Source organism: Streptomyces sp. WMMB303 (assembly GCF_029351045.1).
Taxonomy (GTDB): domain Bacteria; phylum Actinomycetota; class Actinomycetes; order Streptomycetales; family Streptomycetaceae; genus Streptomyces.
On the sequence record NZ_JARKIN010000001.1, the window covers coordinates 1,481,160 to 1,504,973 of the forward strand.

The 23,814-nt window shown below is 73.5% G+C and carries 29 protein-coding genes; 12 read left to right on the forward strand and 17 right to left on the reverse strand.

Translation table 11 applies throughout. The annotated features are described in order from the left end of the window. Window positions 1-49: 49 nt before the first annotated feature. The gene (hisI, locus tag P2424_RS06710; RefSeq protein WP_276474867.1) at window positions 50-409 is read right to left on the reverse strand and encodes a phosphoribosyl-AMP cyclohydrolase; all 360 of its coding nucleotides are present in this window, start codon (window positions 407-409) and stop codon (window positions 50-52) included. 165 nt (window positions 410-574) lie between these two features. On the opposite strand from hisI, the gene P2424_RS06715 reads away from it, so the two are divergent. Both P2424_RS06715 and P2424_RS06720 read left to right on the forward strand, forming a co-directional pair. Then, a complete protein-coding gene (locus tag P2424_RS06715) occupies window positions 575-1,207 on the forward strand; it encodes a TIGR03085 family metal-binding protein (protein WP_276474868.1) in 633 nt (210 codons plus the stop codon). A 279-nt stretch (window positions 1,208-1,486) separates the two neighbouring features. Further along, window positions 1,487-2,713: a serine hydrolase domain-containing protein gene (locus tag P2424_RS06720; protein ID WP_276474869.1), complete on the forward strand. Its 1,227-nt coding sequence runs from the start codon at window positions 1,487-1,489 to the stop codon at window positions 2,711-2,713. Window positions 2,714-2,793: 80 nt separating this feature from the next. Here the strand turns inward: P2424_RS06720 and P2424_RS06725 are convergent, their stop codons facing one another. Next, window positions 2,794-3,681 (reverse strand): LysR substrate-binding domain-containing protein, encoded by an 888-nt coding sequence (locus P2424_RS06725; RefSeq protein ID WP_276474870.1) that lies wholly within the window; start codon window positions 3,679-3,681, stop codon window positions 2,794-2,796. A 91-nt stretch (window positions 3,682-3,772) separates the two neighbouring features. Here P2424_RS06725 and P2424_RS06730 point away from each other — a divergent pair, with 91 nt between their 5' ends. The 4 genes from P2424_RS06730 to P2424_RS06745 all read left to right on the forward strand — a co-directional run bounded on the left by P2424_RS06730 (window position 3,773) and on the right by P2424_RS06745 (window position 8,142). Further along, complete coding sequence (locus tag P2424_RS06730) at window positions 3,773-4,531, forward strand: succinate dehydrogenase cytochrome b subunit (protein WP_276474871.1); 759 nt, start codon at window positions 3,773-3,775, stop codon at window positions 4,529-4,531. Window position 4,532: 1 nt separating this feature from the next. Next, window positions 4,533-6,584, forward strand: coding sequence for a fumarate reductase/succinate dehydrogenase flavoprotein subunit (locus P2424_RS06735; protein ID WP_276474872.1), 2,052 nt, complete (start codon window positions 4,533-4,535; stop codon window positions 6,582-6,584). Next, the gene (locus tag P2424_RS06740) at window positions 6,581-7,321 is read left to right on the forward strand and encodes a succinate dehydrogenase/fumarate reductase iron-sulfur subunit (RefSeq protein ID WP_074998260.1); all 741 of its coding nucleotides are present in this window, start codon (window positions 6,581-6,583) and stop codon (window positions 7,319-7,321) included. Before P2424_RS06735 ends, P2424_RS06740 begins: the two co-directional genes overlap by 4 nt. An 80-nt stretch (window positions 7,322-7,401) precedes the next feature. Continuing rightward, on the forward strand, window positions 7,402-8,142 hold the full coding sequence (locus P2424_RS06745; protein WP_276474873.1) for a class I SAM-dependent methyltransferase: 741 nt from the start codon (window positions 7,402-7,404) through the stop codon (window positions 8,140-8,142). 4 nt (window positions 8,143-8,146) lie between these two features. Here P2424_RS06745 and P2424_RS06750 read toward each other — a convergent pair whose 3' ends face one another. Beyond that, entirely contained in the window at window positions 8,147-8,509 is a 363-nt protein-coding gene (locus P2424_RS06750) for a DUF6463 family protein (RefSeq protein WP_276474874.1), read from the reverse strand. 80 nt (window positions 8,510-8,589) lie between these two features. On the opposite strand from P2424_RS06750, the gene P2424_RS06755 reads away from it, so the two are divergent. Further along, the gene (locus tag P2424_RS06755) at window positions 8,590-9,228 is read left to right on the forward strand and encodes an SIMPL domain-containing protein (RefSeq protein WP_276474875.1); all 639 of its coding nucleotides are present in this window, start codon (window positions 8,590-8,592) and stop codon (window positions 9,226-9,228) included. Window positions 9,229-9,296: 68 nt separating this feature from the next. Here P2424_RS06755 and P2424_RS06760 read toward each other — a convergent pair whose 3' ends face one another. Both P2424_RS06760 and P2424_RS06765 read right to left on the reverse strand, forming a co-directional pair. Further along, a complete protein-coding gene (locus tag P2424_RS06760; RefSeq protein WP_276474876.1) occupies window positions 9,297-9,470 on the reverse strand; it encodes a hypothetical protein in 174 nt (57 codons plus the stop codon). Between the two features lie 274 nt (window positions 9,471-9,744). Continuing rightward, the gene (locus P2424_RS06765; protein WP_276474877.1) at window positions 9,745-9,939 is read right to left on the reverse strand and encodes a hypothetical protein; all 195 of its coding nucleotides are present in this window, start codon (window positions 9,937-9,939) and stop codon (window positions 9,745-9,747) included. Window positions 9,940-10,046: 107 nt separating this feature from the next. Here P2424_RS06765 and P2424_RS06770 point away from each other — a divergent pair, with 107 nt between their 5' ends. Both P2424_RS06770 and P2424_RS06775 read left to right on the forward strand, forming a co-directional pair. After that, window positions 10,047-10,883, forward strand: a complete 837-nt coding sequence (locus P2424_RS06770; protein ID WP_276474878.1) for a helix-turn-helix transcriptional regulator — start codon at window positions 10,047-10,049, stop codon at window positions 10,881-10,883. Beyond that, window positions 10,880-11,089, forward strand: a complete 210-nt coding sequence (locus P2424_RS06775; RefSeq protein ID WP_276474879.1) for a DUF397 domain-containing protein — start codon at window positions 10,880-10,882, stop codon at window positions 11,087-11,089. Before P2424_RS06770 ends, P2424_RS06775 begins: the two co-directional genes overlap by 4 nt. Window positions 11,090-11,170: 81 nt before the next feature. Here the strand turns inward: P2424_RS06775 and P2424_RS06780 are convergent, their stop codons facing one another. From P2424_RS06780 to hisD, 9 genes are all read right to left on the reverse strand, one after another. After that, on the reverse strand, window positions 11,171-11,383 hold the full coding sequence (locus tag P2424_RS06780; protein ID WP_276474880.1) for a hypothetical protein: 213 nt from the start codon (window positions 11,381-11,383) through the stop codon (window positions 11,171-11,173). A gap of 104 nt (window positions 11,384-11,487) precedes the next feature. After that, window positions 11,488-12,246, reverse strand: a complete 759-nt coding sequence (gene hisF / locus P2424_RS06785) for an imidazole glycerol phosphate synthase subunit HisF (RefSeq protein ID WP_276474881.1) — start codon at window positions 12,244-12,246, stop codon at window positions 11,488-11,490. Beyond that, on the reverse strand, window positions 12,243-12,677 hold the full coding sequence (locus P2424_RS06790; protein ID WP_276474882.1) for a RidA family protein: 435 nt from the start codon (window positions 12,675-12,677) through the stop codon (window positions 12,243-12,245). The genes hisF and P2424_RS06790 overlap by 4 nt, the downstream gene beginning before the upstream one ends. After that, on the reverse strand, window positions 12,677-13,411 hold the full coding sequence (gene priA / locus P2424_RS06795; RefSeq protein ID WP_276474883.1) for a bifunctional 1-(5-phosphoribosyl)-5-((5-phosphoribosylamino)methylideneamino)imidazole-4-carboxamide isomerase/phosphoribosylanthranilate isomerase PriA: 735 nt from the start codon (window positions 13,409-13,411) through the stop codon (window positions 12,677-12,679). Before priA ends, P2424_RS06790 begins: the two co-directional genes overlap by 1 nt. Before the next feature lie 20 nt (window positions 13,412-13,431). After that, on the reverse strand, window positions 13,432-14,091 hold the full coding sequence (gene hisH, locus P2424_RS06800) for an imidazole glycerol phosphate synthase subunit HisH (RefSeq protein ID WP_276478852.1): 660 nt from the start codon (window positions 14,089-14,091) through the stop codon (window positions 13,432-13,434). 2 nt (window positions 14,092-14,093) lie between these two features. Next, complete coding sequence (locus tag P2424_RS06805) at window positions 14,094-14,258, reverse strand: hypothetical protein (protein ID WP_276474884.1); 165 nt, start codon at window positions 14,256-14,258, stop codon at window positions 14,094-14,096. Beyond that, complete coding sequence (hisB, locus tag P2424_RS06810) at window positions 14,255-14,845, reverse strand: imidazoleglycerol-phosphate dehydratase HisB (RefSeq protein WP_019358558.1); 591 nt, start codon at window positions 14,843-14,845, stop codon at window positions 14,255-14,257. Before hisB ends, P2424_RS06805 begins: the two co-directional genes overlap by 4 nt. Next, complete coding sequence (locus tag P2424_RS06815) at window positions 14,845-15,996, reverse strand: histidinol-phosphate transaminase (protein WP_276474885.1); 1,152 nt, start codon at window positions 15,994-15,996, stop codon at window positions 14,845-14,847. The genes hisB and P2424_RS06815 overlap by 1 nt, the downstream gene beginning before the upstream one ends. Further along, the gene (gene hisD / locus P2424_RS06820; protein ID WP_276474886.1) at window positions 15,993-17,336 is read right to left on the reverse strand and encodes a histidinol dehydrogenase; all 1,344 of its coding nucleotides are present in this window, start codon (window positions 17,334-17,336) and stop codon (window positions 15,993-15,995) included. Before hisD ends, P2424_RS06815 begins: the two co-directional genes overlap by 4 nt. Window positions 17,337-17,609: 273 nt before the next feature. Here hisD and P2424_RS06825 point away from each other — a divergent pair, with 273 nt between their 5' ends. The 3 genes from P2424_RS06825 (at window position 17,610) to ybaK (ending at window position 20,818) form a co-directional block, all read left to right on the forward strand. Continuing rightward, the gene (locus P2424_RS06825) at window positions 17,610-19,268 is read left to right on the forward strand and encodes an oxidoreductase (RefSeq protein WP_276474887.1); all 1,659 of its coding nucleotides are present in this window, start codon (window positions 17,610-17,612) and stop codon (window positions 19,266-19,268) included. A gap of 217 nt (window positions 19,269-19,485) precedes the next feature. Then, entirely contained in the window at window positions 19,486-20,301 is an 816-nt protein-coding gene (locus P2424_RS06830) for an LON peptidase substrate-binding domain-containing protein (protein WP_276474888.1), read from the forward strand. 19 nt (window positions 20,302-20,320) lie between these two features. Then, on the forward strand, window positions 20,321-20,818 hold the full coding sequence (gene ybaK / locus P2424_RS06835) for a Cys-tRNA(Pro) deacylase (protein ID WP_276474889.1): 498 nt from the start codon (window positions 20,321-20,323) through the stop codon (window positions 20,816-20,818). Window positions 20,819-20,858: 40 nt separating this feature from the next. Here the strand turns inward: ybaK and P2424_RS06840 are convergent, their stop codons facing one another. The 3 genes from P2424_RS06840 to P2424_RS06850 all read right to left on the reverse strand — a co-directional run bounded on the left by P2424_RS06840 (window position 20,859) and on the right by P2424_RS06850 (window position 23,728). Beyond that, the gene (locus P2424_RS06840; RefSeq protein WP_276474890.1) at window positions 20,859-21,545 is read right to left on the reverse strand and encodes a hypothetical protein; all 687 of its coding nucleotides are present in this window, start codon (window positions 21,543-21,545) and stop codon (window positions 20,859-20,861) included. Between the two features lie 88 nt (window positions 21,546-21,633). Then, window positions 21,634-22,395 (reverse strand): ABC transporter permease, encoded by a 762-nt coding sequence (locus P2424_RS06845; RefSeq protein WP_276478853.1) that lies wholly within the window; start codon window positions 22,393-22,395, stop codon window positions 21,634-21,636. 301 nt (window positions 22,396-22,696) lie between these two features. Then, a complete protein-coding gene (locus tag P2424_RS06850; protein ID WP_276478854.1) occupies window positions 22,697-23,728 on the reverse strand; it encodes an ABC transporter ATP-binding protein in 1,032 nt (343 codons plus the stop codon). Window positions 23,729-23,814 lie beyond the last annotated feature (86 nt).

Here is a 23,814-nt window from a genome sequence, read left to right on the forward strand (position 1 = left end):
GGTCAGCGGGGCGTCGGCACCACCCGTTCCGGGCGGCGGGCCGTCGCCGTCACCGCTCCCGGGGCAGCAGCACGTCGGCGTCGAAGCAGGTGCGGCTGCCGGTGTGGCAGGCGGCCCCGGTCTGGTCGACCTGCACCAGCACGGTGTCCGCGTCGCAGTCCAGCGCCACGGACTTGACCCGCTGCACATGCCCGGAGGTGTCGCCCTTGACCCAGTACTCGCCGCGGCTGCGGCTCCAGTACGTGGCGCGCCCGGTGGTGAGGGTGCGGTGCAGGGCCTCGTCGTCCATCCACCCCAGCATCAGCACCTCCCCGGTGTCGTACTGCTGGGCGACGGCGGGCAGCAGTCCGTCCGGGTTGTGCTTGAGCCGGGCGGCGACGGCGGGGTCGAGGGTGCTCTCCTGGGACATGGCTCCATTGTCCCGCACCTGTCCGGCACTCCGTACCGCTCGGCGCGGCCGCGGTACCGCGGCCGCGCGGGCGGCGCGGCACCCGGCTCGGCGCCGGACACGCCGCGCACACGCCCGGGCACCGACAGCTCCCCGTCCGCGCCCTCCGCGCCGTACGCTTGCGGTATGTCGACCCATGCCAAGCGTGAACGTCTGCTGCTCGCCGATCTCTTGGAGGCCAACGGTCCGGACGCGCCCACCCTGTGCGAGGGGTGGCGCACCCGGGACCTGGCCGCGCACGTCGTCGTGCGCGAACGCCGCGGGGACGCGGCCGGCGGCCTGCTGATCAAGCAGCTCGCGCCCCGACTGGAGCGGGTGCAGGCCGAGTTCACCGCCAAACCGTACGACGAGCTGATCCACCTCATCCGCACCGGCCCGCCCCGGATGTCGCCCTTCGCGCTCAAGCAGGTGGACGAGGCGGCCAACACGGTCGAGTTCTTCATCCACGGCGAAGACGTACGCCGTGCACAGCCCGGCTGGGCGCGGCGCGAGCTGGACCCCGTCTTCGAGGACGCGTTGTGGCGCCGGCTGGAGACGGCCGCCCGGATGTACGGGCGCAAGGCGCCGGTCGGTCTGGTATTGCGCCGCCCCGACGGCCAGACGGCGGTCGCCCGGCGCGGCACCCCGGTCGTGACCGCCGTCGGCGCGCCCTCGGAGCTGCTGCTGTTCGTCTCGGGCCGCACGGAGCAGGCGGACGTGGAACTGGACGGCGACAAGGAAGCTCTCACCCGCCTCGGTGAGGCCGGCCTGGGCATGTAGCCGGCGCCGCGCCGGGAGCGTCCGGCAGCGAGCGCGCCCTGGCATCCGAAGCGTCCGGGCGGCCCCGACGGTCGGAGTGCCGCGCGCCGGGAACGCTTTGGGCCCCGCCGCGCCACCGTCCGCGTGCGGCGCCGCCCCGGAGCCGGAACCGGGCAGCGCACCGGCGTGCGCCCCCGGCCCGCGCCGGGCGCCGCCCCCAAGGCGGGGCAGGGGCGGGTACGGGGACGGCTCAGGGTGTTCCCGGATGGAGCGCGGGGACGGCGCGGGGAGTGTGGAGTCATGACTCCCATGCCGCTCTTCCGCAGCCGCATCTCCGCCCCCCGCGCCCCCTCCCGCCGGACCCTGCTGGCCGGTGTGGTCTCCGGCGCCGCGGTGGCCACTGTCGGCACCCCGGTGCCGGCCGTCGCCCGGAGCGGGACCGAGCGCCCCATGCTGCCGCCGCCGGACGCCCGCGCGCTGCGCGCGGCCATCGACGATCTCGCCCACCCCCGGGCCTCCGGTGCCCAGCTCCGGGTCACCGGCTCGGCCGGCCGGTGGTACGGCACCTCGGGGGTGTCGGACCCGGCCACCGAACGCCACGTCGGGCTCAACGACAGGGTGCGTGCGGGCAGCATCACCAAGGCGTTCGTGGCGACGGCCGCGCTCCAGCTCGCCGACGAGGGGCGGCTGCGGCTCGAGGCGCCCGTACGGCACTATCTGCCCGCTCTCCTCCCCGAGCGCTTCGGCGCCGTCACGGTGGCGCAGCTCCTCGACCACACCAGCGGGCTGCCCGACCACGTCGGAATGCCGGACATGGACACTCCGCAGGCCGTGCTGCGGCACCGTTTCGACCGGTGGACGCCACAGCAGATCGTGGCCACGATCACACAGGGGGAGCTGAAGTTCCGGCCCGGCACCGCCCAGGAGTACCGGGGCATCAACTACGTGCTGGCGGCGCTGGTCATCGAGCAGGTGGCCGGGCGGCCGTACGGCATCGAGATACGGGACCGGCTGCTGCGCCCGCTGCGGCTGGGCCACACCTCCTTCCCCTCGGCGGAGGGCAACCCGCGGCGGATCCGGGGGCCGCATATGCACGGCTGTCTGGACAGGGGCGACGGCACGCTCGTGGACGTCTCCGAGTTCGACATGTCGCGCTCGCACGCGGATGGTGAACTCGTCTCCAGCACCGGCGACCTGCACCGTTTCCTGGCGGCCCTGTTCTCCGGGGCGCTGCTGCCCCAGCGGCAGCTGCGGAAGATGTTCACCCTGCCGCCCGAGCACGTACGGATGCTCGACGGCAGCCCGGCGCGCTACAGCACCGGGCTGCAGGCCGCCACGGTCAACGGCGTCACGCTGTGGGGCAAGACGGGCCGGCAGTACGGCTACGCGAGCGGCATGTTCGCCACCCGCGACCAGCAGCGCCGGCTCGTGTGGTCGTTCACCCCCGTGGTGCTGGGCGCGGACCCTTCGCCGATGAGCCGGCGGATCGCCGGTGCGGCCACCGCGGCGACCGCCACCCGCCGCTGAGCCATGCGATTCGCGCCCCCCGGGGGGCGCGGGAGCGACCCGCGTCCCACACCGACCGGCAGGGCCCCGCGTCCTCCCGGCTACTCCCTCGAGACCCGCTCGGTGAGGATCCGCTGGAGCTCCCGGGCCGCGCGGGTCGGGGAGACGTCGCCGCGGTGCGCAACCGCGACGGTGCGGTGCAGCCCGGGTGGTGCGAAACGGGTGATCCGCAGGCCGGAGCGGGCCGCGACCATCCGGGGGACCACGGCCAGCCCGAGGCCCGCGCGGACGAAGCCGAGCACGGCGTCCATCTCGCCGCCCTCCACGCCGAAGACGGGTTCGAAGCCCGCGTCGCGGCAGGCGGCCACGGTCAGCTCCCGCAGGTCGTAGCCGCGCCGGAACATCGCCAGCGGACGGCCGCGCAGGTCCTCGACGCGGACGCGGTCGCGGCGCGGGAGCGGGGGCGCGTCCGGGGCGGCGACGACGACGAGTTCCTCGCTCAGCAGCTCGTCCGCGGCCAGTACCGGCCCCTGGCCCGGCAGCGGGGTGATGATCAGCGCCAGGTCCAGCTCCCCCGCGGCCAGCGCGCGCACCAGGTCCTGGGAGCCGTCCTCGTGCACCATCAGTTCCACGCCGGGGTAGCGGTCGTGGAAGGCGCGCAGCACGTCCGGCACGAGTCCGGCGCACAGGCTCGGCGGTGCCCCCAGCCGGATCCGCCCGCGGCGGAGCTGTGCGACCTCCTGCACCTCGCGGCGCGCCGTCTCGGTGTCGGCCAGGATCCGCCGGGCCAGCGGCAGCAGAGCCTCGCCCGCGTCGGTGAGCGAGATGTGCCCCCGCGCCCGGTGGAAGAGCTCGGCGCCCAGCTCCCGTTCCAGGGAGCGGATCTGCTGGGAGAGGGAGGGCTGGGCCACGTGCTCACGCTGGGCCGCCCGGGTGAAGTGCCGGGTGTCGGCGACGGCGGTGAAGTAGCGGAGCTGCTGGAGCTGCATACCGCAAGCATACGGCGCGATGATAGGCAAGGCCTATCGTTCGCAGCTCTTCTATGTCTTGGACTGATGCCGAGAGCCGTCCCTACCGTGCATGAGCATGGCGACGGATATCCGCACCCCCACTCCGCAGCAGCCCCGGCCCGGCTCGGCGGCCCCGCCGGGCCCGGGCCCCCGCCGAGGCCGGCTGCGCACCCTGTGGGGGTCGACGATCGGCAAGAAGGCGGTCATGGCGGTCACCGGACTGCTGATGCTGGCCTATCTGCTCGTCCACATGTTCGCGAACCTGAAGGTCTTCTTCGGTCCCGAGGACATGAACGGCTACGCGCACTGGCTGCGCACCCTGGGTGAGCCGCTGCTGCGGCACGGCTGGTTCCTGTGGATCGCACGGGCCGTCCTGCTGGCGGCCGTCGTCCTGCACGGAGTGAGCGCCTATCAGCTCAGCCGGCGCGACCTCGCCGCCCGGCCGGTCGGGTACCGGCACCGCAGGCGCGGCAGCAGCTACGCGACCCGGACCATGCGCTGGGGCGGGATCATCCTGGCCCTGTTCCTCGTCTGGCACGTACTCGACCTGACGACCGGCACCGTCAATCCGCGCGGCCAGGAAGGTCACCCGTACGAGAACATCGTGGCCGGGTTCCGCACCTGGTACGCGAACGTCATCTACCTCGTCGCCATGCTCGCCGTCGGGCTGCACATCCGGCACGGCTTCTGGAGCGCGGCGCAGACCCTCGGGGTGACCCGGCCCGGCACCGGTCGCCTGCTCAGGGCCGGGGCGACCGTGCTCGCGGCGGCCCTCACCGCCGGATTCGTCTCCGTACCCATCGGCGTCATGACCGGAGTGGTGAACTGACATGAGTACCCCCAGCACCCCCAGCACCCCCAGCACCCCCAGCACCCCCAGCACCCCCTACCAGGACTACCGGACCGGGGAACCGGCCGTCGACACCAAGGCACCCGACGGGCCGGTGGCCGAGCGGTGGAACCGACGCCGCTTCGAGGCGAAGCTCGTCAACCCGGCCAACCGCCGCAAGCACACCGTCATCGTCGTCGGCACCGGCCTGGCGGGCGGATCAGCCGGCGCGACCCTGGCCGAGGCGGGCTACCGCGTCGTGCAGTTCTGCTACCAGGACTCCCCGCGCCGCGCCCACTCCGTCGCCGCGCAGGGCGGCATCAACGCGGCGAAGAACTACCGCAACGACGGCGACTCGGTGCAGCGGCTCTTCTACGACACCGTCAAGGGCGGCGACTTCCGCTCCCGCGAGTCGAACGTGTACCGGCTGGCGGAGATCTCCACCGAGATCATCGACCAGTGCGTCGCCCAGGGCGTCCCGTTCGCGCGCGAGTACGGCGGACTGCTGGACACCCGCTCCTTCGGCGGCGTCCAGGTCTCCCGCACCTTCTACGCCCGCGGCCAGACCGGGCAGCAACTGCTGCTCGGCGCCTACCAGGCGCTCTCCCGGCAGATCGCCACCGGCGCCGTGGAGATGCACCCGCGCACCGAGATGCTGGACCTGATCGTCATCGACGGCCGGGCCCGCGGCATCGTCGCCCGCGACCTGCTCACCGGGCGGATCGAGAGCCACTTCGCCGACGCGGTGGTGCTGGCCACCGGCGGCTACGGCAACGTCTTCCACCTGTCCACCAACGCGAAGAACTCCAACGCGACCGCCGTGTGGCGCGCCCACCGCAGGGGCGCACACTTCGCCAACCCCTGCTTCACCCAGATCCACCCCACCTGCATCCCGCGCTCCGGCGACCACCAGTCCAAACTCACCCTGATGAGCGAGTCGCTGCGCAACGACGGCCGCATCTGGGTGCCCGCGGAACCCGGCGACGACCGCGCCCCGCAGGACATCCCCGAGCACGAGCGGGACTACTACCTGGAGCGGCTCTACCCCTCCTTCGGCAACCTCGTCCCCCGCGACATCGCCTCCCGCGCCGCGAAGAACGTCTGCGACGAGGGCCGCGGCGTGGGCCCCGGCGGCCACGGAAACAGGGGCGGAGCCGAAGGCTCCTCGGTCGAGGGCGGTGGCGGGCGACGGGAGGGCGTGTACCTCGACTTCGCCGACGCGCTCGCCAGGATGGGCCGGAAGGCCGTCGAGGAGCGGTACGGCAACCTCTTCGAGATGTACGCGCGGATCACCGCCGAGGACCCCTACACCCGCCCGATGCGCATCTATCCGGCCATCCACTACACGATGGGCGGGCTGTGGGTGGACTACGACCTGATGACCACCGTGTCGGGCCTCTTCGCCATCGGGGAGGCCAACTTCTCCGACCACGGCGCCAACCGGCTCGGCGCCTCCGCGCTGATGCAGGGCCTGGCCGACGGCTACTTCGTGCTCCCCGCGACGCTCGGCGACTACCTGGCCCGCACCCCGCACCAGCCCGCCGACCCGGACCATCCGGCCGTGCACGAGGCGGTCCGCGCGGTCTCCGACCGGCTGGACGCGCTGCTGTCCGCAGGCGGCGACCGCTCGTCCGAATCCTTCCACCGCGAACTGGGCGCCCTGCTGTGGGACGAGTGCGGCATGTCCCGCACCGAGGAGGGGCTGCGCAAGGCGCTGGAGCGGATCCCCGAACTCCGTGCCGAGTTCTGGCGGCGGGTGCGGGTGCCGGGCAGCGGCGCCGCACTCAACCAGTCGCTGGAGCAGGCCAACCGGGTCGCCGACCACCTGGAGCTGGCCGAACTGATGTGCCTGGACGCGCTGCACCGCGCCGAGTCCTGCGGCGGCCACTTCCGCGAGGAGCACCGCACGCCGGACGGCGAGGCGGTCCGCGAGGACGAGGAGTTCTGCTACGCCGCCGCCTGGGAGTTCACCGGCACCGGCGCGGCCCCCGTGCTGCACAAGGAAGCCCTGCACTTCGAGCACGTACACCCCACCCAGCGGAGCTACACATGAACCTCACCCTCCGGATCTGGCGGCAGCCGGACGCCGAGTCGCCCGGCGAGATGCGCACGTACGAGGTCGAGGACATCTCCCCCGACATGTCGTTCCTGGAGATGCTCGACACCCTCAACGAGACGCTGCTGACCCGCGGCGAGGAACCCGTCGCCTTCGACCACGACTGCCGCGAGGGCATCTGCGGCGCCTGCGGCATGGTCATCAACGGCGCGGCCCACGGCCCCGAGCGCACCACCACCTGCCAGCTGCACATGCGGCACTTCGCCGACGGCGACACCGTCGATGTCGAGCCGTGGCGCGCCGCGGCCTTCCCCGTCGTCCGGGACCTGGTCGTCGACCGGTCCGCGTTCGACCGGGTGATCGGCGCGGGCGGCTACATCACCGCACCCACCGGGGCGGCCCCCGAGGCCCACGCGACGGCGGTGCCCAAACCCGCCGCCGACGCGGCGTTCACCCACGCCGAGTGCATCGGCTGCGGCGCCTGCGTGGCCGCCTGCCCGAACGGGTCGGCCATGCTGTTCACCTCCGCCAAGGTCAACCACCTCGCCGCGCTGCCGCAGGGAGCGCCCGAACGCGAGACCCGGGTGCTCGACATGGTCGCGCAGATGGACGCCGAGGGCTTCGGCGGCTGCACCCTGACCGGCGAGTGCGCCACGGCCTGCCCCAAGGGCATCCCGATGCCGTCCATCGCCGCGATGAACCGGGAGTATTTGCGGGCGACGGCCAAGAGGTAACCCGCGGGGGCGCCGCGGCGGGCGTCCGGCCCCGGGTGCCGGGGGGCCGGGCGGCCCGCCGCACCCTCTACAGTGACCCGATGTCCCCCAACCGGCTCCCGGACCAGCGCCCCACCCTGCCCGAACTGGCCCGGCAGGCCCTCTCGTCCGTCCAGCGCGGCTACGACCTGCTGGCCCCGAAGTTCGACCACACCGCCTACCGGACACCGGAGAAGGTGCTGGATACGACCGCCCGGGCCCTCGGCGGCCACGGCCCCTTCGCCGACGGGCTCGACCTGTGCTGCGGCACCGGCGCGGGCCTGCGGGTGCTGGAGGAGGTGTGCACCGGCCGGACGGTGGGCGCCGACTTCAGCACGGGCATGCTGACGGAGGCCAGGTTCACGTACGCGACCGCCCCGCGTCCCGCCCCGGACTGGGTGCGGGGCGACGCGCACGCGCTGCCGTTCCGCGACGGCACCTTCGACCTGACGGTCAGCTTCGGCGCGTTCGGCCACTTCCTGCCCGCCGAGCGCCCGCACCTGTTCGGCCAGGTGCACCGCGTGCTGCGGGACGGCGGCACCTTCGCGTTCCCATTGGCGGCGCCGCCGCGCCCCGGAACCGCCGCGTACTGGTCCCTGCTCGGGTTCGACGCGGCGATGCGGGTACGCAACACCGTGTGGCGGCCGCCCTTCGTCATGTACTACCGCACCTGGCCGCTGGGCGACGTCCGGCGGGACCTGGAGGCGGCGGGCTTCGAGGTGACGCTGGAGCCCCTCGCGGAGCTTGGCCGCCGCGACGACGGCTCCCCGCGCTGCCGGCTGGTCCTCGCCAGGAAGCGCTGAGCGCCTACCCGCGCCGCTTCGGCCTGCGCAGCAGCATGCCGCCGATCCCGACCAGCGCCGGGAAGCCGCCCTTGGGCATCGCCGCGGCCCCCACCGCACCGACGCCGGCCAGCACCGCGCCCGCGGCACGCTGTGCGGCGACATCGCCGTGCTCCTCCGCCGAGCGGAGCAACCGGCCGCCCACCCACAGGGCCGGCGCCGCCGCCAGGAACCAGAACGCCGCCGCCCGGTCACCGCGCTCCGGTACGGAGTTGACCACACCCTCGCGTGCGAACTGTGCCAATACGTCGCGGTAGAGCACGACGCCGATCGCCCCGTGCCCCAGCGCGGTGGCCTGGAGACACCATCCTGCTGACCGTCGCTTCATGCGCCGATCGTAGCCACCGGGGCACCGGAGTTGAACGGGACGCCCCGCCCGCCCTCACGTACGCGTGTTTGACTGGCCGCATGCAAACGAAGATCGACAACCCGTGGGGTATCAGCGTCTACGGTGCCGCGAGTGTGAACGCCACGCCCGACCTGGTGCGGCTGCGGATCGCCGTGGACCGCACGGAGCAGACGGCGGCGGCGGCGTTCGGCTCGGCACGCGAGGGGGTGGCAGCGCTGCGGCGGACCTTCCGGGAACACGGCGTTCCGGACGCGGCGGTCTCGTCGTCGCAACTGGGGCTGCGCACCGAGTGGGAGGGATACAACGCGAACCGGAAGTTCTTGGGGTACCGCTGCCAGGCCGACTTCTCGGTGACACTGACGGAGATGGACGCGTTGGAGCCGCTGCTGGTGGCCGCCGTGGAGGCCGGCGCCAATCGGGTGGACGGGGTGGACTTCGACGTACGTGACAAGCCGGGACTGCGCGCCCGTGCCCGTACGGAGGCGGTGACCGCCGCGCGCCGCAAGGCTGAGCTCTACGCGGAGGCGGCCGGAGTCTCGCTCGGCGCGGTGGTGCACATAGAGGACGTCGATCCCGAAGGCCCCCTCGCCTCGCGGTACCGCAGTCACGCCGTCGACGCGGCACCCGGCGAGGGGGACCTGTCGCCGGGCCAGATCACCGTCCAGGGCGCCGTCCTGCTGGGCTTCGCCCTGACGTGAGCCAGGGCGGCCGGGGGCCCGCGGAACCGGCATGTTGTCCGCACGCCCTCTGCTGGAGATCCGTCGCTTCATGTCCGCACCCCGCGTACATCGGGGGGCTGCTTCCGGCCGTGCTCCGGGTGCCGCCGCAGCAGTACGGCGCAGTCGGTGGCCCGGCTGAAGTCCCCCGCCCTGCGGGCGGCTTCCCGGGCGTGCTCCAACCGGGCGCACTCCGCGCATGCTGTCGCGTCGCCGACCGTCACGGTGATGTCTCCTCCCCTGCGCGGCGCGCGTCTCGGCGCAGCCTTCTTCGGGCTTCCCGATACACCCACTCCAGTTGCCGCGCCAGCACGCAGGACTGCTCACCTGCACAGGTCCGGCACTCCTGACGGTGCATGACAGAGGCTGCCTGGAGTTGCGCGATGTCGGCCCAGCGGGGTGAGGCGGAGACCTCGGCATGGGGTGGGCCGTCGTCCGCGGGTACCGGTTCGCGGGCAGCCCGCTGCCGCGCTCCGCTCGTCGCATCCGTCCGGCCGGTCACGCCTGCGACCTCCGTCGGAGCCCGGCCGCGACGTCCCGCAGCAGTTCCGGGGTCGGCTCCGCGAAACCGGTGCGCGGCACCCACTCGGGTACGAGTCGCCAGAAGGCCCCGGCCTCCATGAACGCGGCGAGTTCCGCCGCGGCTTCCGGCCGGTCCGGTCCCCGGCCCGCTGTGGCGTCGTTTCCGGACACGATCCACTCCTCTCCGTAGTTCGGTGACTACCAAGGGGATTCAGCGTGGCCGCGAGCGGGGAGGCATTCAACGTGTCAGACCGGAACGAAAGGTCGGTGACGGGCCGTTGAACCGCAAGGAGTTGGATCCGGACAGCTCTCCCCAAGCGGCGTTCGGAGCGCGGCTGCGCAGCATGCGGGAGGCGCGCGGCTGGAAGCAGGAGGAGCTGGGAGACCGGACGGGGTATTCCAGTACGCATGTGTCAGCCGTCGAAACCGGTCGCAAGATGCCGACCTTGCGCTTCTCGCGCAGTGCGGACCTCGCCTTCGGCATCGCGGACACCACGGACACCTTCGAGCAGCAGCACCGCGAGATCCGGCACGGCAGCCTGCTGGAGGGCTTCCCCCAGTACGTGGAGTGCGAGGTGCGGGCGGCGGAGATCCGCGCGTTCGAGATCGGGATCATCCCCGGACTGCTCCAGACCCGGGAGTACGCGACGGTGCTGGCCGAGAGCGCGGTGAACCGGGGGGCGATCACGACCGACCAGGCCGAGGAACGGATCGCTCTGATCGCGGAGCGGCAGGCCGCACTCGCCCGTACGCCTCCACCGCTGATCTCCGTCGTGCTGGACGAGAGCTGCATCCGCCGACCGATCGGCGCACCCGACGTCATGGAGGCGCAGTTGGAGCGCGTCGCCGAGTTCGCCGGGCGGCCGAACACCCTGCTCCAGGTCGCCCCGTTCACCATGGGGGCTCGACGGACGTTCAATCTGCCGCTCTACATCCTGACGATGGCCGACCGCTCGCTGCTGTCGTACGCCGAGTCCGCGCAGCGGGGCCATCTGGAGCGGGACAACCGGTTCGTGCTGCCCATGCTGACGGCCTACCATCAGCTACAGGCCGCAGCGCCCTCCCAGACGGAATCCGTCGCCATGATCGATCAGTTACGAAAGGGCTCGCCGTGACGACCGAAACCCCCCGCTGGCTCACGTCCTCCTACAGCGACAACGGCGGCGCCTGCGTGGAGGTCGCCGCCAACCTCGCCGCCAGCCACGGCACCGTCCCCGTCCGGGACTCCAAGAACCCCGACGGACCGGTTCTGGACCTGACCACCGAGGCGTTCTCCACCTTCGTGACGGGCATCAAGAGTGGAGACCTCGGCACCGCCTGACCGACGGGGCGGGTACCGGTTCGGAGATGCTCCCTTCGCGTCCATCGACGGAACCCCGACACGCGCCAAGAGCCGGCGGCGTCACAGGATCTCCTCGCCGAAGAGATCGGCCAGCTCCTCCGCGTCATCCCCGGCCCCTGCGCGCCAGGCCCGGAGAACTGGCGTCGCGTCGCGCAGTTGCTGGGCTCTGAGCGCGTACTCGACACAGCCCGAGAGGTCGCCGCCCGAGGCGGCTCGGGCGTGGGCGAGGAGATCGGCAGGCAGGCTGACGGTGATGCGCGTGCGGAGGCTCATACACACGTGAGCCTACTTCTGCATGACGCCGTGACGCATGGAACCGCCGCCAACCGTCGGCCCGGCGCCCCGATCCGGGGCGCGGCGGCCCCACCGGCCGGGTGTCAGCGGACCGGGTGGCCCGCGTCGCGCAGGGTCTGCTTGACCTCGCCGATCCGCAGGTCGCCGAAGTGGAAGACCGAGGCGGCCAGTACGGCGTCGGCACCGGCTCCGATGGCGGGCGGGAAGTGGTCGAGCCGCCCGGCGCCGCCGGAGGCGATCACGGGGATGGTGACGTGCTTGCGGACGGCGGCGATCATCTCGGTGTCGTAGCCGTCCTTGGTGCCGTCCGCGTCCATCGAGTTGAGCAGGATCTCCCCGGCACCCAGTTCGGCCGCCCGGTGGGCCCACTCGACGGCGTCGACGTCGGCGCCGCGGCGGCCGCCGTGCGTGGTGACCTCGAAGCCCTCGCCTCCGGCGCGGCGGCGCGCGTCCACGGAGAGCACCAGCACCTGGCTGCCGAACCGCTCGGCGATCTCGCGGATCAGCTCCGGGCGGGCGAGGGCGGCGGTGTTGACGCCGACCTTGTCGGCCCCGGCCCGCAGCAGCTTGTCCACGTCCTCCGGGGTGCGCACCCCGCCGCCGACGGTCAGCGGGATGAAGACCTGCTCGGCGGTGCGGCGCACCACGTCGTAGGTGGTCTCGCGGTCGCCGGAGGAGGCGGTGATGTCCAGGAAGGTCAGCTCGTCGGCGCCCTCGGCGTCGTAGACCTTGGCCATCTCGACCGGGTCGCCGGCGTCGCGCAGGTTCTGGAAGTTGACGCCCTTGACGACCCGGCCGGCGTCCACGTCCAGGCAGGGGATGACTCGGACCGCGAGGGTCATGCTCCGTGTGCTCCTTGTGCTCCGGGGGCTCCTGGGGTCTCTTGCGGGTCCCGGTACGCCTCGACCTCCACCTCGACCACCAGGCTCGGGTCGGCGAAGCCGGACACGATGATCATGGAGGAGACGGGCCGGACCTCGCCGAACAGCTCCTTGTGCGCGCGTCCCACCTCCTCGACGTCCCGCGCGTGCGTCAGATACATCCGGGTACGCACCACGCTGTCGGCGCCCAGGCCGAGGGACTTGAGCGCGTCCAGCGCCACCCCGAAGGCGGTGACCGTCTGGTCGTAGGGGCCGCCCTCGGCGACCACGCCGTCCACCACCGAGGTGCAGCCGGCCACCAGCACCAGGCCGTTGGGCAGTTCGACGGCGCGCGCGTAGCCGAACGGCTCCTCCCAGGGGGCACCGGACCCGATCCGCCGTATCGAACCCATCAGGAAACCGCCTCCAACGCCTCTTCCAGGGTGAACGCCTTGGCGTAGAGGGCCTTCCCCACGATCGCGCCCTCGACGCCCTCGGGTACCAGCTTCGCGAGGGCCCGCAGGTCGTCGAGCGAGGAGACACCGCCACTGGCGACGACGGGCCGGTCGGTGGCGGCGCACACCGTGCGCAGCAGCTCCAGGTTGGGGCCCTTGAGAGTGCCGTCCTTGGCGATGTCGGTGACGACGTAGCGGGCGCAGCCCTCGGAGTCGAGGCGGGCCAGCGTCTCGTAGAGGTCGCCGCCGTCGCGGGTCCAGCCGCGGCCGCGCAGCGTGGTACCGCGCACGTCGAGGCCGACGGCGATCCGGTCGCCGTACTCGGCGATGACCCCGGCGACCCACTCGGGGGCCTCCAGCGCCGCCGTGCCGAGGTTGACGCGGCGGCAGCCGGTGGCGAGCGCCGCCGCCAGCGAGGCGTCGTCGCGGATGCCGCCGGACAGCTCGACCTTGATCTCCATGGACTGCGCGACCTCGGCGATCCGCTCCCGGTTGTCGCCGGTGCCGAAGGCGGCGTCCAGGTCGACCAGGTGCAGCCACTCGGCTCCGGCACGCTGCCAGGCCAGCGCCGCCTCCAGCGGGTCGCCGTAGGAGGTCTCGGAGCCGGACTCGCCGTGCACCAGGCGGACGGCCTGCCCGTCCCGGACGTCGACGGCGGGCAGCAGTTCCAGCCGGTTGCTCGCCTCGTTCACGGCTTCCTCGCTCTTTCGGCTCACAGGGACTCGATCCAGTTCTTCAGTAGCTGTGCTCCGGCGTCGCCGGACTTCTCGGGGTGGAACTGGGTGGCCCACAGCGGACCGTTCTCCACGGCGGAGACGAACCGGTCGGCGTGCGCGGTCCAGCTCACCACCGGCGGCTTGAGGGCCGGGTTGGCGGTCTCCAGCTCCCAGTCGTGCACGGCGTAGGAGTGGACGAAGTAGTACCGCTCGTCGGCGGGCAGCCCGGCGAACAGCCGCGAGTCGGCGGGCGCCTCGACGGTGTTCCAGCCCATGTGCGGAACCGGGTGCGCGGCGTCGTGGGCGAGCGGGCCGACGGTGCCGGGCCACTCGTCCAGGCCCTCGGCCTCCCGGCCGTGCTCGATCCCGCGGGAGAAGAGGATCTGCATACCGACGCAGATCCCCAGGACGGGCCGTCCGCCCGCCAGCCGGCGCCCGACGACCCAGTGGCCGCGCGCTTGGACCAGGCCCTCCATGCAGGCGGCGAAGGCACCCACGCCGGGCACCAGCAGGCCGTCGGCGGCCATCGCCTTGTCGTAGTCGCCGGTGATCTCGACGTCGGCGCCGGCCCGCTCCAGGGCGCGCTCGGCGGAGCGCACATTGCCGAAGCCGTAGTCGAAGACCACGACGCTCTTCCTGCCGTTCACCGCGCTCATCGTCATGCCCACCAGTCCACTCGCAGGATCCCCGCCGCCAGGCACATCACCGAGGCCACGGCGAGCAACACGATCACCCCTTTGGGGAGCTGCTGCTTCCAGAAGGAGATCGTCCCGCCGGCCAGGAACAGCCCGACGAAGATCAGCAGCGCCGCGAGGCCGGTCACAGAGCGCCCTTCGTGGACGGGATGCCGGTCTGCCGCGGGTCGCGTTCACTCGCGTACCGCAGGGCCCGGGCCAGCGCCTTGAACTGGCACTCCACGATGTGGTGCGCGTTGCGGCCGTAGGGCACGTGGACGTGCAGCGCGATCTGCGCCTGGGCGACGAAGGACTCCAGGATGTGGCGGGTCATCGTGGTGTCGTAGCTGCCGATCATCGGCGCCATGCCCTCGGGCTCGGTGTGCACGAGGTAGGGGCGCCCGGACAGGTCGACGGTCACCTGGGCGAGCGACTCGTCCAGCGGCACCGAAGCGTTCGCGAACCGCACGATGCCGCGCTTGTCGCCGAGCGCCTGCTTGAAGGCGGCCCCCAGCGCCAGCGAGGTGTCCTCGATGGTGTGGTGGCTGTCGATGTGCAGATCGCCCTCGGTCTTGACGGTGAGGTCGAACAGGCCGTGCCGGCCGAGCTGGTCGAGCATGTGGTCGTAGAAGCCCACCCCGGTGGAGACGTCCACCTCGCCGGTGCCGTCGAGGTCGATCTCCACCACGACAGAGGTCTCCTTGGTGGTGCGCTCCACCCGGCCCTTGCGCGTCATCAGTCGCTCTTCTCCTTCAGTTCCTTCAGCACGGCTCGCACCGCGTCGAGGAACGTGTCGTTCTCCTCCGGCGTGCCCGCCGTCACCCGCAGCCGGCCGGGGACGCCGTTGTCCCGGACCAGTACGCCGCGGGCCAGCAGCGCCTCCCACACGGCGTGCGATCCGGCCGCGCCGTCGAAGCGGCCGAACTGTACGAAGTTGGCGTCCGAGTCGGTGACCTCGCAGCCGAGTGCGCGCAGCTCGCTCACCAGCCGGTCGCGCTCGGCCTTCAGCTGCGCGACGTAACCGAGCAGGGTGTCGGTGTGCTCCAGCGCGGCCAGTGCCGTGGCCTGGGTGACGGCCGACAGGTGGTAGGGCAGCCGCACCAGTTGCACGGCGTCGACCACGGCGGGCGCGGCGGCCAGATAGCCCAGCCGCAGCCCGGCGGCGCCGAACGCCTTGGACATGGTCCGCGAGAGCACCAGCCGCGGCCGGCCCTCGATCAGCGGGAGCAGCGAGGGGTGGTGCGAGAACTCGCCGTAGGCCTCGTCCACCACCACCAGCGCCCCGTGCTCGGGGCGCGCCGCCTGCGCGGCGTCGTGCAGGGCCAGCACCGTCTCCTCCGAGACGGCGGTGCCGGTGGGGTTGTTGGGCGAGCAGACGAAGACGACGTCGGGCCGGTGCTCGGCGATGGCGCGGACGGCGGCCTCGGTGTCGATGGTGAAGTCGTCGTCGCGGGGGCCGGACAGCCAGCCGGTGCCGGTGCCGCGGGCGAGCAGCGCGTGCATCGAGTACGACGGCTCGAAGCCCAGCGCCGTCCGGCCCGGCCCGCCGAACGCCTGGAGGAGCTGCTGGAGCACCTCGTTGGAGCCGTTGGCCGCCCACACCTGCCGGTGGTCGACGGAGTGTCCGGCGGTGCGGGAGAGGTAGTCGGCCAACCCGGTGCGCAGCTCGACCGCGTCCCGGTCCGGGTAGCGGTTGAGGTGCCGCGCGGCCTCGGTGACCCGCTCGGCGATCCGCGCCACGAGCGCCTCGGGCAGCGGGTAGGGGTTCTCGTTGGTGTTCAGCCGGACGGGTACGTCGAGCTGGGGCGCGCCGTAGGGGGACTTGCCGCGCAGCTCGTCGCGGATGGGGAGTTCGTCCAGCGAGGAGACGGAGCTGTTGCCGGTCACGGGGCCTCGGGCACCTTCCAGTCGAACCTTGCCTTGAGCGCCGCGCCGTGCGCGGGCAGATCCTCCGCCTCCGCCAGGGCGACGACATGGTGGGTGATCTCGGCCAGCGCGTCCCGGGTGTAGTCCACGACGTGGATGCCGCGCAGGAAGGACTGGACGGACAGACCCGAGGAGTGGCAGGCGCAGCCGCCGGTGGGCAGCACGTGGTTGGAGCCGGCGGCGTAGTCGCCCAGCGAGACGGGCGCGTAGGGGCCGACGAAGACGGCGCCCGCGTTGCGCACCCGCGCGGCCCAGGACGCCGCGTCGGCGGTCTGGATCTCCAGGTGCTCGGCGGCGTAGCCGTTCACCACGGCCAGCCCGGCCTCGAGCGAGTCGACGAGCACGAGGCCCGATTGCCGCCCGGACAGCGCCTCGGCGATGCGTTCGCGGTGCTTGGTCGCGGGCACCTGGGTCTTCAGCTCCCGCTCGACGGCCTCGGCGAGCTCCTCGGAAGGGGTGACGAGCACCGCTGCGGCGACCACGTCGTGCTCGGCCTGGCTGATCAGGTCGGAGGCGACATGGGCCGGGTCGGCCGTGTCGTCGGCGAGGATCGCGATCTCGGTCGGGCCCGCCTCGGAGTCGATGCCGATGACGCCCTTGAGCAGCCGCTTGGCCGCGGCCACGTAGATGTTGCCGGGGCCGGTCACCAACTGGACCGGGGCGCACTCCGCGGTGCCGTGGGCGAACATCGCCACGGCCTGGGCGCCGCCCACCGCGTACACCTCGTCGACGTCCAGCAGCGCACACGCGGCGAGGATGGTGGGGTGCGGCAGGCCGCCGAACCCGGCCTGCGCGGGTGAGGCAACGGCCAGCGAGCCGACACCGGCCTCCTGCGCGGGGACCACGTTCATCACGACGGAGGACGGGTAGACGGCGCGCCCGCCCGGGACGTACAGCCCCACCCGCTCCACGGGGACCCAGCGCTCGGTGACGGTGCCGCCGGGCACCACCTGCACGGTGGAGTCGGTGCGCCGCTGGTCGCGGTGGACGATCCGGGCGCGCCGGACGGATTCCTCCAGAGCCGCGCGCACGGCCGGATCCAGCTCCCGGAGGGCCGTGTCCAGCGCCTCGGCGGGCACCCGGGTCTGCTCCAGGCGCACCCCGTCGAACCGCTCGGTGTACTCGATCACCGCCGCCGCGCCGCGATGCCGCACGTCGTCGCAGATGGGCCGCACCTTCTCCAGGGCGGCTTCGACGTCGAGCTCGGCGCGGGGCAGCAGGTCGCGGTCGAGCACGCCGCTCGCCGGGCCGGAGGCCGCGGTGGCGAGGGCGGCGCCGCGCAGATCGATTCGGGAGATCACGTATTCAAGTCTCTCAGACCCGCGGCGCGCCCCCGCCGCCCGTATCAGAGGCTGATACGAGCCACACGCGACGAACGTCGCCTCCCGCGTTCATCCGGTCACCGAGCGGGAAAGGGACCGGTACGACCAGTTGGTTCGAACGCGTGGCGGCGGGGCCGCCGGTTCGGACACCGGGAGACCGGGCGACGCGGGCCGGTGCCGGGAGGAGCCGGGACCGGGAGGCCGGGACGCGCAGCGGGCTGCCGGGAGACGAGGAATCGAGGGGGAGGAAGCGTGAGCGAGCCGGTGGACTCGGGCGAGCCGCCGCCGGGGCTGCGGCTGACGACTGCCGAGTGGGGGCTCTGGCAGGCGTTCCGCAACGGTACCGAGCACGATCTGCGGCACGGCGAGAGCGAGCTGGACGATCCGAACGGCGATCACGTCTGGGGTCCGGAGCGCACGGTCCGGGCCCGGGTGATAGCGCTGCTGCTGCTGCACGGGCCGCCGCCGCTGCTGGGCCGGGTGGCGTCGCTGCACCTGACCGGAGCGCTGGTGACCGGCTGCCTGGATCTGGCGGGCGGCACCGTGGAGAGCTACTTCGAGCTGCGGCAGTGCCGCTTCGAGGAGGAGGTGCGGATGCCGGAGGCGCGCGTCAACACGGCGCGCTTCGTCGACTGCTACCTGCCGCGGCTGGAGGCGGCCCGGCTGACCACCGAGGGGGATCTGCACCTGCCCCGGTGCAGCATCCCCGAAGGCGTGCGGCTGACGGACGCCTCGATCGGCACCGATCTGCTGCTGAACGCGGCCACCGTGGGCAGCGGCCCGCGCAACCGCGCGATCGCCGCCGACGGGGTCAGCGTCTCCCAGGAGCTCCAGGCCAGCCTGCTGGTCACCGACGGGCAGGTGAGTCTGCGCGGCGCCTCGGTGGGCAGCTCGCTGCACATGTTCGGCTCGGTGCTGCGCAATCCGCGCGGGCGCTTCGCGCTGTACGCGCCGCAGATGACCGTCGAGCAGGTGGCCAGCTTCGGCGACGCCGGGCGGGGCAGCGCTCCGCAGATCTACGGCACGACGCCGCCGACCGGCACCCGCTACGACTTCGGCGGCCAGGGCGGCGCCCACTCCTGGGCGCCGGGCCTTCCGCGCACGGGGTGGGACCCCCATCGCACCAAGCACTTCCAGTGCACCGGAGGCATGGTGCTGGACGACGGGCGGTTCGGCTCCTCGCTGGTGATCGAGAACGCCCGGCTGCAGATGCAGCGCGACCAGGAGCTGTCGCTGCGCCGCATCACCACCCCGGAGCTGACCTTCACCCCGCAACTGCCCGAGCGGGGGCTGGTGGTGCTCTCCGGCGCGTCGGTGGAGAAGCTGATGGACCGGGCCTCCAGCTGGCCGGGCGACCACCGGCTGTGGATGGCCGGATTCACCTACCAGCACGCGATCCCCAAAGAGGGCCATTTCAACGTCCGCGAACGGCTCCAGTGGATCAACGCCGCGACCGCGGAGTACGCGCCGGAGCCCTACGAGCAGCTCGCGGCGATGTACCGGAACAGCGGCGAGGACACCAACGCGCGCCAGGTGCTGCTGGCCAAGCAGCGACGGCGGCGGGAGACCCTGCCGCTGCCCGGCAAACTGTGGGGGGTGCTGCAGGACTGGACGGTGGCCTACGGCTACCGGCCGGCCCAGGCCGCACTGTGGATGGCGCTGCTGTGGCTGACGGGCGCGGCACTGTTCCAGGCACACCGGCCGCCCGCGCTCAAGGGCGACGAGGCGCCGCACTGGAACGCGACGCTGTACGCGCTGGACCTGCTGCTGCCGGTGATCTCCTTCGGCCAGGACACCGCCTGGGATCCGGGGGGCGGCTACCAGTGGCTGGCCGCCGTGATGATCCTGGCGGGCTGGGTGCTGGCGACCACGGTGGCGGCGGGTGCCACCCGGCTGCTGCGGCGGCAGTAGGCCCGCCGCCGGGCGGTCCGCGGTTCCGGCGGAGCGGCCCGCGGCCCCTCCCGTCTCCGGGCCCCGCCGCGGGGCGCCTCGGGGGATTCCTCGACCCGGCCCGGCCTCGGGCCCGGGCGTTTCGGGCGCCCCCGGGGGTGCTCGGGGGTACCTCGGGGGTGTTCGTACGGCGCACCGGGACCCGCGCCCGTAGCTGGAGGCTTTAGGCTTACCGGTTGTGACAACCGCGCTTCCGCTCTTCCCCCTCAACTCGGTGCTGTTCCCGGGGCTGGTGCTGCCGCTGAACATCTTCGAGCCGCGGTACCGCGCGCTGATGCGGGACCTGCTCGCACTGCCCGAGGACGCGCCCCGCCGCTTCGGTGTCGTCGCCATCCGGGACGGCCGCGAGGTCGCACCCGCCGCCACCGGAATGCCCGATTCCGCAGCGCCGCAGGGCACCGACCCGACGGCCGGCTTCGGCCCGGACCCGATCACCTCGTTCTACACGGTCGGCTGTATCGCCGACGCCTCCACCATCCGCGAACGCGTCACGGGCACGGGCGCGGCGGACTCCGCGGAGGAGCCGGAGGAGGCGGCGCCGGACACCGACCCGCGCGGCGGCACGACCGGCTACGAGGTGCTGGCTACCGGAACCACCCGGTTCCGGCTGCTGTCGGTCGACGCCACCGGCCCCTATCTGACCGGCGAGATCGAGGAGTTGCCGGAGGAGGAGGGCGACGAGGCGGGTGCGCTCGCCTCCGGCGTGCTGCGGGCCTTCCGCGCCTACCAGAAGCGGCTGGCCAGCGCCCGGGAGCGGACCCTGGCCGCCGGGCAGGAACAGGATCTGCCGGACGACCCCTCGGTGGTCTCCTACCTGGTCGCGGCGGCCACCGTGCTGGACACCCCCGCCAAGCAGCGGCTGCTCCAGGCCCCGGACACCGCGACCAGGCTGGCGGACGAGTTGAAGCTGCTGCGCAGGGAGGCGGCCGTCATCGGCAAGCTGCCCTCGCTGCCCGCGGCCGACCTGACGCGGAACCCGACCAGCCGGAACTGACCTCCCCGGAGCGGAGCACATGGCGAGGAAGAGCAAGCGGCAGACGTCGGCGACCCCGGCCATCGTCGCCGCCACCGAGGCGGGCATCGCGTTCGAGACGCACGCCTACACCCACGACCCGGCCGCCCCCTCCTACGGCGAGGAGGCCGCCGAGGCGATGGGCGTGCCGCCGGAGCAGGTCTTCAAGACCCTGGTGGCCGAGGTGGACGGTGCACTGACGGTCGCCGTCGTCCCGGTGTCGGCCTCGCTGGACCTGAAGGCGCTGGCGGCGGCGGTGGGCGGCAAGCGGGCCGTGATGGCCGACCCGGCCGCGGCCGAGCGCTCCTCCGGCTACGTCCGCGGCGGCATCTCCCCGCTCGGGCAGCGCAAGCGGCTCCCGACGGTGCTGCACGCCTCCGCGCAGGATCATGCGACGATCTGCGTCTCGGCCGGCCGCCGCGGACTGGAGATCGAACTGGCACCCGCGGACCTGACCGCGCTGACCGGCGCCGTCCTCGCCCCGGTCGCCCGCGGCTGACTCCCGGCGCCGGTCGACTCGCCGCCCCCGCGGGCGCGGGTCAGCTCTCCCAGCGCTGCGGCGCCGGGGAGAGCTGGACGACGGGCTCGTCGCGGGGGCCGAAGAGCGCGGTCACCAGCAGGTGGACGAGCACCGCTGCCAGCGGCCAGGCCAGCAGCACCGCGTACGCGTGCAACTCCAGCGGGGCGTCGAAGGTGGCGCCCTGGCCGGCCGCCCGCGCGGCCGCCGACAGATCCGTCTCGGGGCCCAGCCACACACCGGTCCGCCAGGCCAGCACGGAACCCAGTGCCCCGCCCAGGCACAGGCCGATCACCAGGCCCACGCCGCCGCTCCTGCGGGCCAGGAAGACGGCGAGCCCCGTCACCACCCCGAATCCGAGCCCGAGCAGCGTGAAGACGCCTTCGGCGCCGACGGCCTCCTCGCCCTCGGGATGGCGGAAGAGGACCAGTTTGCCGCTGGTGTACAGCGGCACCCGAGGCGCCAGCCACAGCCACAGCAGTCCCATCAGGACGCCGAGGACGGCCACGGCCACCGCGCTGACGGCCGCGTGCAACAGCTCGCGCGAGAGGACCGGACCGGCCTGGCCCCCGTATCCGGTGTGCACCGCGTACGACTGCGCGAGCGGCGGCCCGGAGGCACCGCCGCCGGGCTGGTCATCCGCTCCCGCCGCGGGCGCGGAGGGGCGGGAGGAGTCCGGATCGGGAGAGGAGGGCGTCGGTACGGTCACCCCGCCATCGTGCCAGGCCCGCGCGGTGCGGGAGGCCCCGGCCCGTCCCCGGTGCGCCCACCGGCGGCAGCGGGCGCCCGCCCGGGCGTCAGCGGGTGGCCGCCCAGCGGTACGCCCGGGTGGCGAGCGCGAGCGAGAGCACCCCGACCGCCGCGCACACCCCCAGGTCCAGTACGACGCGCGGCCAGTCGGGGTGCGGTGCGAAGGTGCGCGCGAAGGCTTCCACCCCGTAGGTGGACGGCAGCAGGTCCCGCACCCAGCCGACCGCCGGTGGCAGCCCACCCGCGGGCAGGACCCCCAGCAGCAGCGCCGCCGACATCCCCAGCTGACCGCCGAGGGTGGCCAGCTCGGGGCGCGGGGCGAGCAGCCCCAGCGCCGCGCCCAGTCCGGCGAGCGCGGCGCCGGCGAGCGGGACGACGGCCACCAGCACCCACAGCCCGCCCACCGGGAGCTGGAAGAGCACACTGCCCGCCACCGCCGTCACCAGCACGCCGGGGACGGTGAAGGACGCGTAGGCGGCCGCCGCGCCCAGTACGACCGAGGCGGCCGGTACCGGCAGGGTCGCGTAGTGGTCGAGGCCGCCGCCCGCACGCAACTGGCCGAAGTACTGGGCCAGCAGGTTCAGCGCCACGAAGGCCACCACGAGCACGCTGGACCCTGCGACCACGGCCCGGGCCTCGGCACCGCCGTCCACCACACCGCGCATCAGGACCATGATCCCCAGCGACTGGAAGGTCGCCACGAACAGGAGCGGGATCCGCGCCACCCGGGCCCGGGAGAGCTGGGCCCGGTAGACGGCGCCCAGCGCGGGCCACAGCCGGGCGCGCGGCGCCAGCGGCAGGTGGGCCATGCCCTCCGCTCCGGCACCGGGGGCGCCCGGCTCCGCCGCGCGGAGCATCCCGCGCCCGGCCGCGGTGTCCGCGGCGGAGGCGGCGACCGGACCGGCGCCCGCACCCTCGCGGCCACCGGCCGTGTCGTCCGCCACGCCGTGTTCCGCGGCGCCGTCGCCGGTCCGCACACGGCTGCCCACCGTCGTCCTCACCCGAGCCTGCCCCTCACGTCCGGCACTTTCGGCGCATGGTCCGAAGCCGCCTCGTCCCGTCCCGTCATCCGCGCCGGGCCGCGCGTGCTCCGGCACCCCGTCCACGCGCTCACGCCTTGACCAGTCCCTCGGCGCCGTCCTGGCCGGCCGCGCGGCCGCCGAGGGCCACATACACGTCCTCCAGGCTCGGGGTGGCGAGCCGGAAGTCGTCCAGGGCCGCGAACGCCTCGCCCGTGGTGACCAGCGCGACCGCCTCCCGCGCGGCCGCGGGCGGCAGCCGCAGCGTCCAGCGGCGGCCGGTGACGGCGGCGCCGACAGCGAGCGCGGCCACCTCCGGGATCTCCACCGGAGCGCGCTCGCGCCACACCAGTTCCAGCCGCACCTCGTCGCCGACCGTCGCCTTCAGTCCGCCGGGAGTGTCGCAGGCGATCACCCGGCCCCGGTCCAGCACGGCCACCCGGTCCAGCACGGTCTCGGCCTCGATCACGTTGTGCGTCACCAGCAGCACGGTCACCCCGCGCTCGGCGCGCCGCCGGTCGACGGCCGCCCACACCGCGCGCCGCGCATGCGGGTCCATGCCGGTGGTCGGCTCGTCCAGCACCAGCAACGGCCGGTCCCCCACCAGCGCCGCGGCCACGCACGCCAGCCGCCGCTGCCCGCCGGAGAGCCGCTTGAGCGGCCGCGAGGCGAGCTGCGTCAGCTCCAGCTCGGCCAGCACCTCCTCGCGCGCGGCGCGGGCCGCCGCGGTGTCCATCCCGCGCAACCGCGCGGTGGTCTCGGCGGCGAGGGCGACACTCAGCTCGTCCAGCGCGGTGGACTCCTGCCCGAGGTAGGCCAGCAGCCGGGCGGCCCGCTCGGGGTGGCGCACCAGATCGTGGCCGAGCACCTCGACCGCTCCGGAGTCGGGCCGCAGCAGCCCGGTGAGCTGCCGTACCAGGGTGGACTTCCCGGCACCGTTGGGGCCCAGCAGTCCGAAGATCTCGCCCTGCCGCACCCGCAGGCAGACGCCGTCGGTCGCCCGGACGGCGGGCGCCGCCGGTGCGCCGCGCCGGGCCCGCACCGGAGCGTAGGTCTTGACCAGGTCCTCGACGCGCACGGCGGTGCGGATCGGTGCCGTCGCGCTTGCCACCGAGCTGTCCACCGCCTGCCGAGTGCCCGTTCTCACGACCTATGAGGGTACGCGTCCGGGTTCCGCCGGCCCGCTCCGACCCCTGCGGGCTCCCTGCG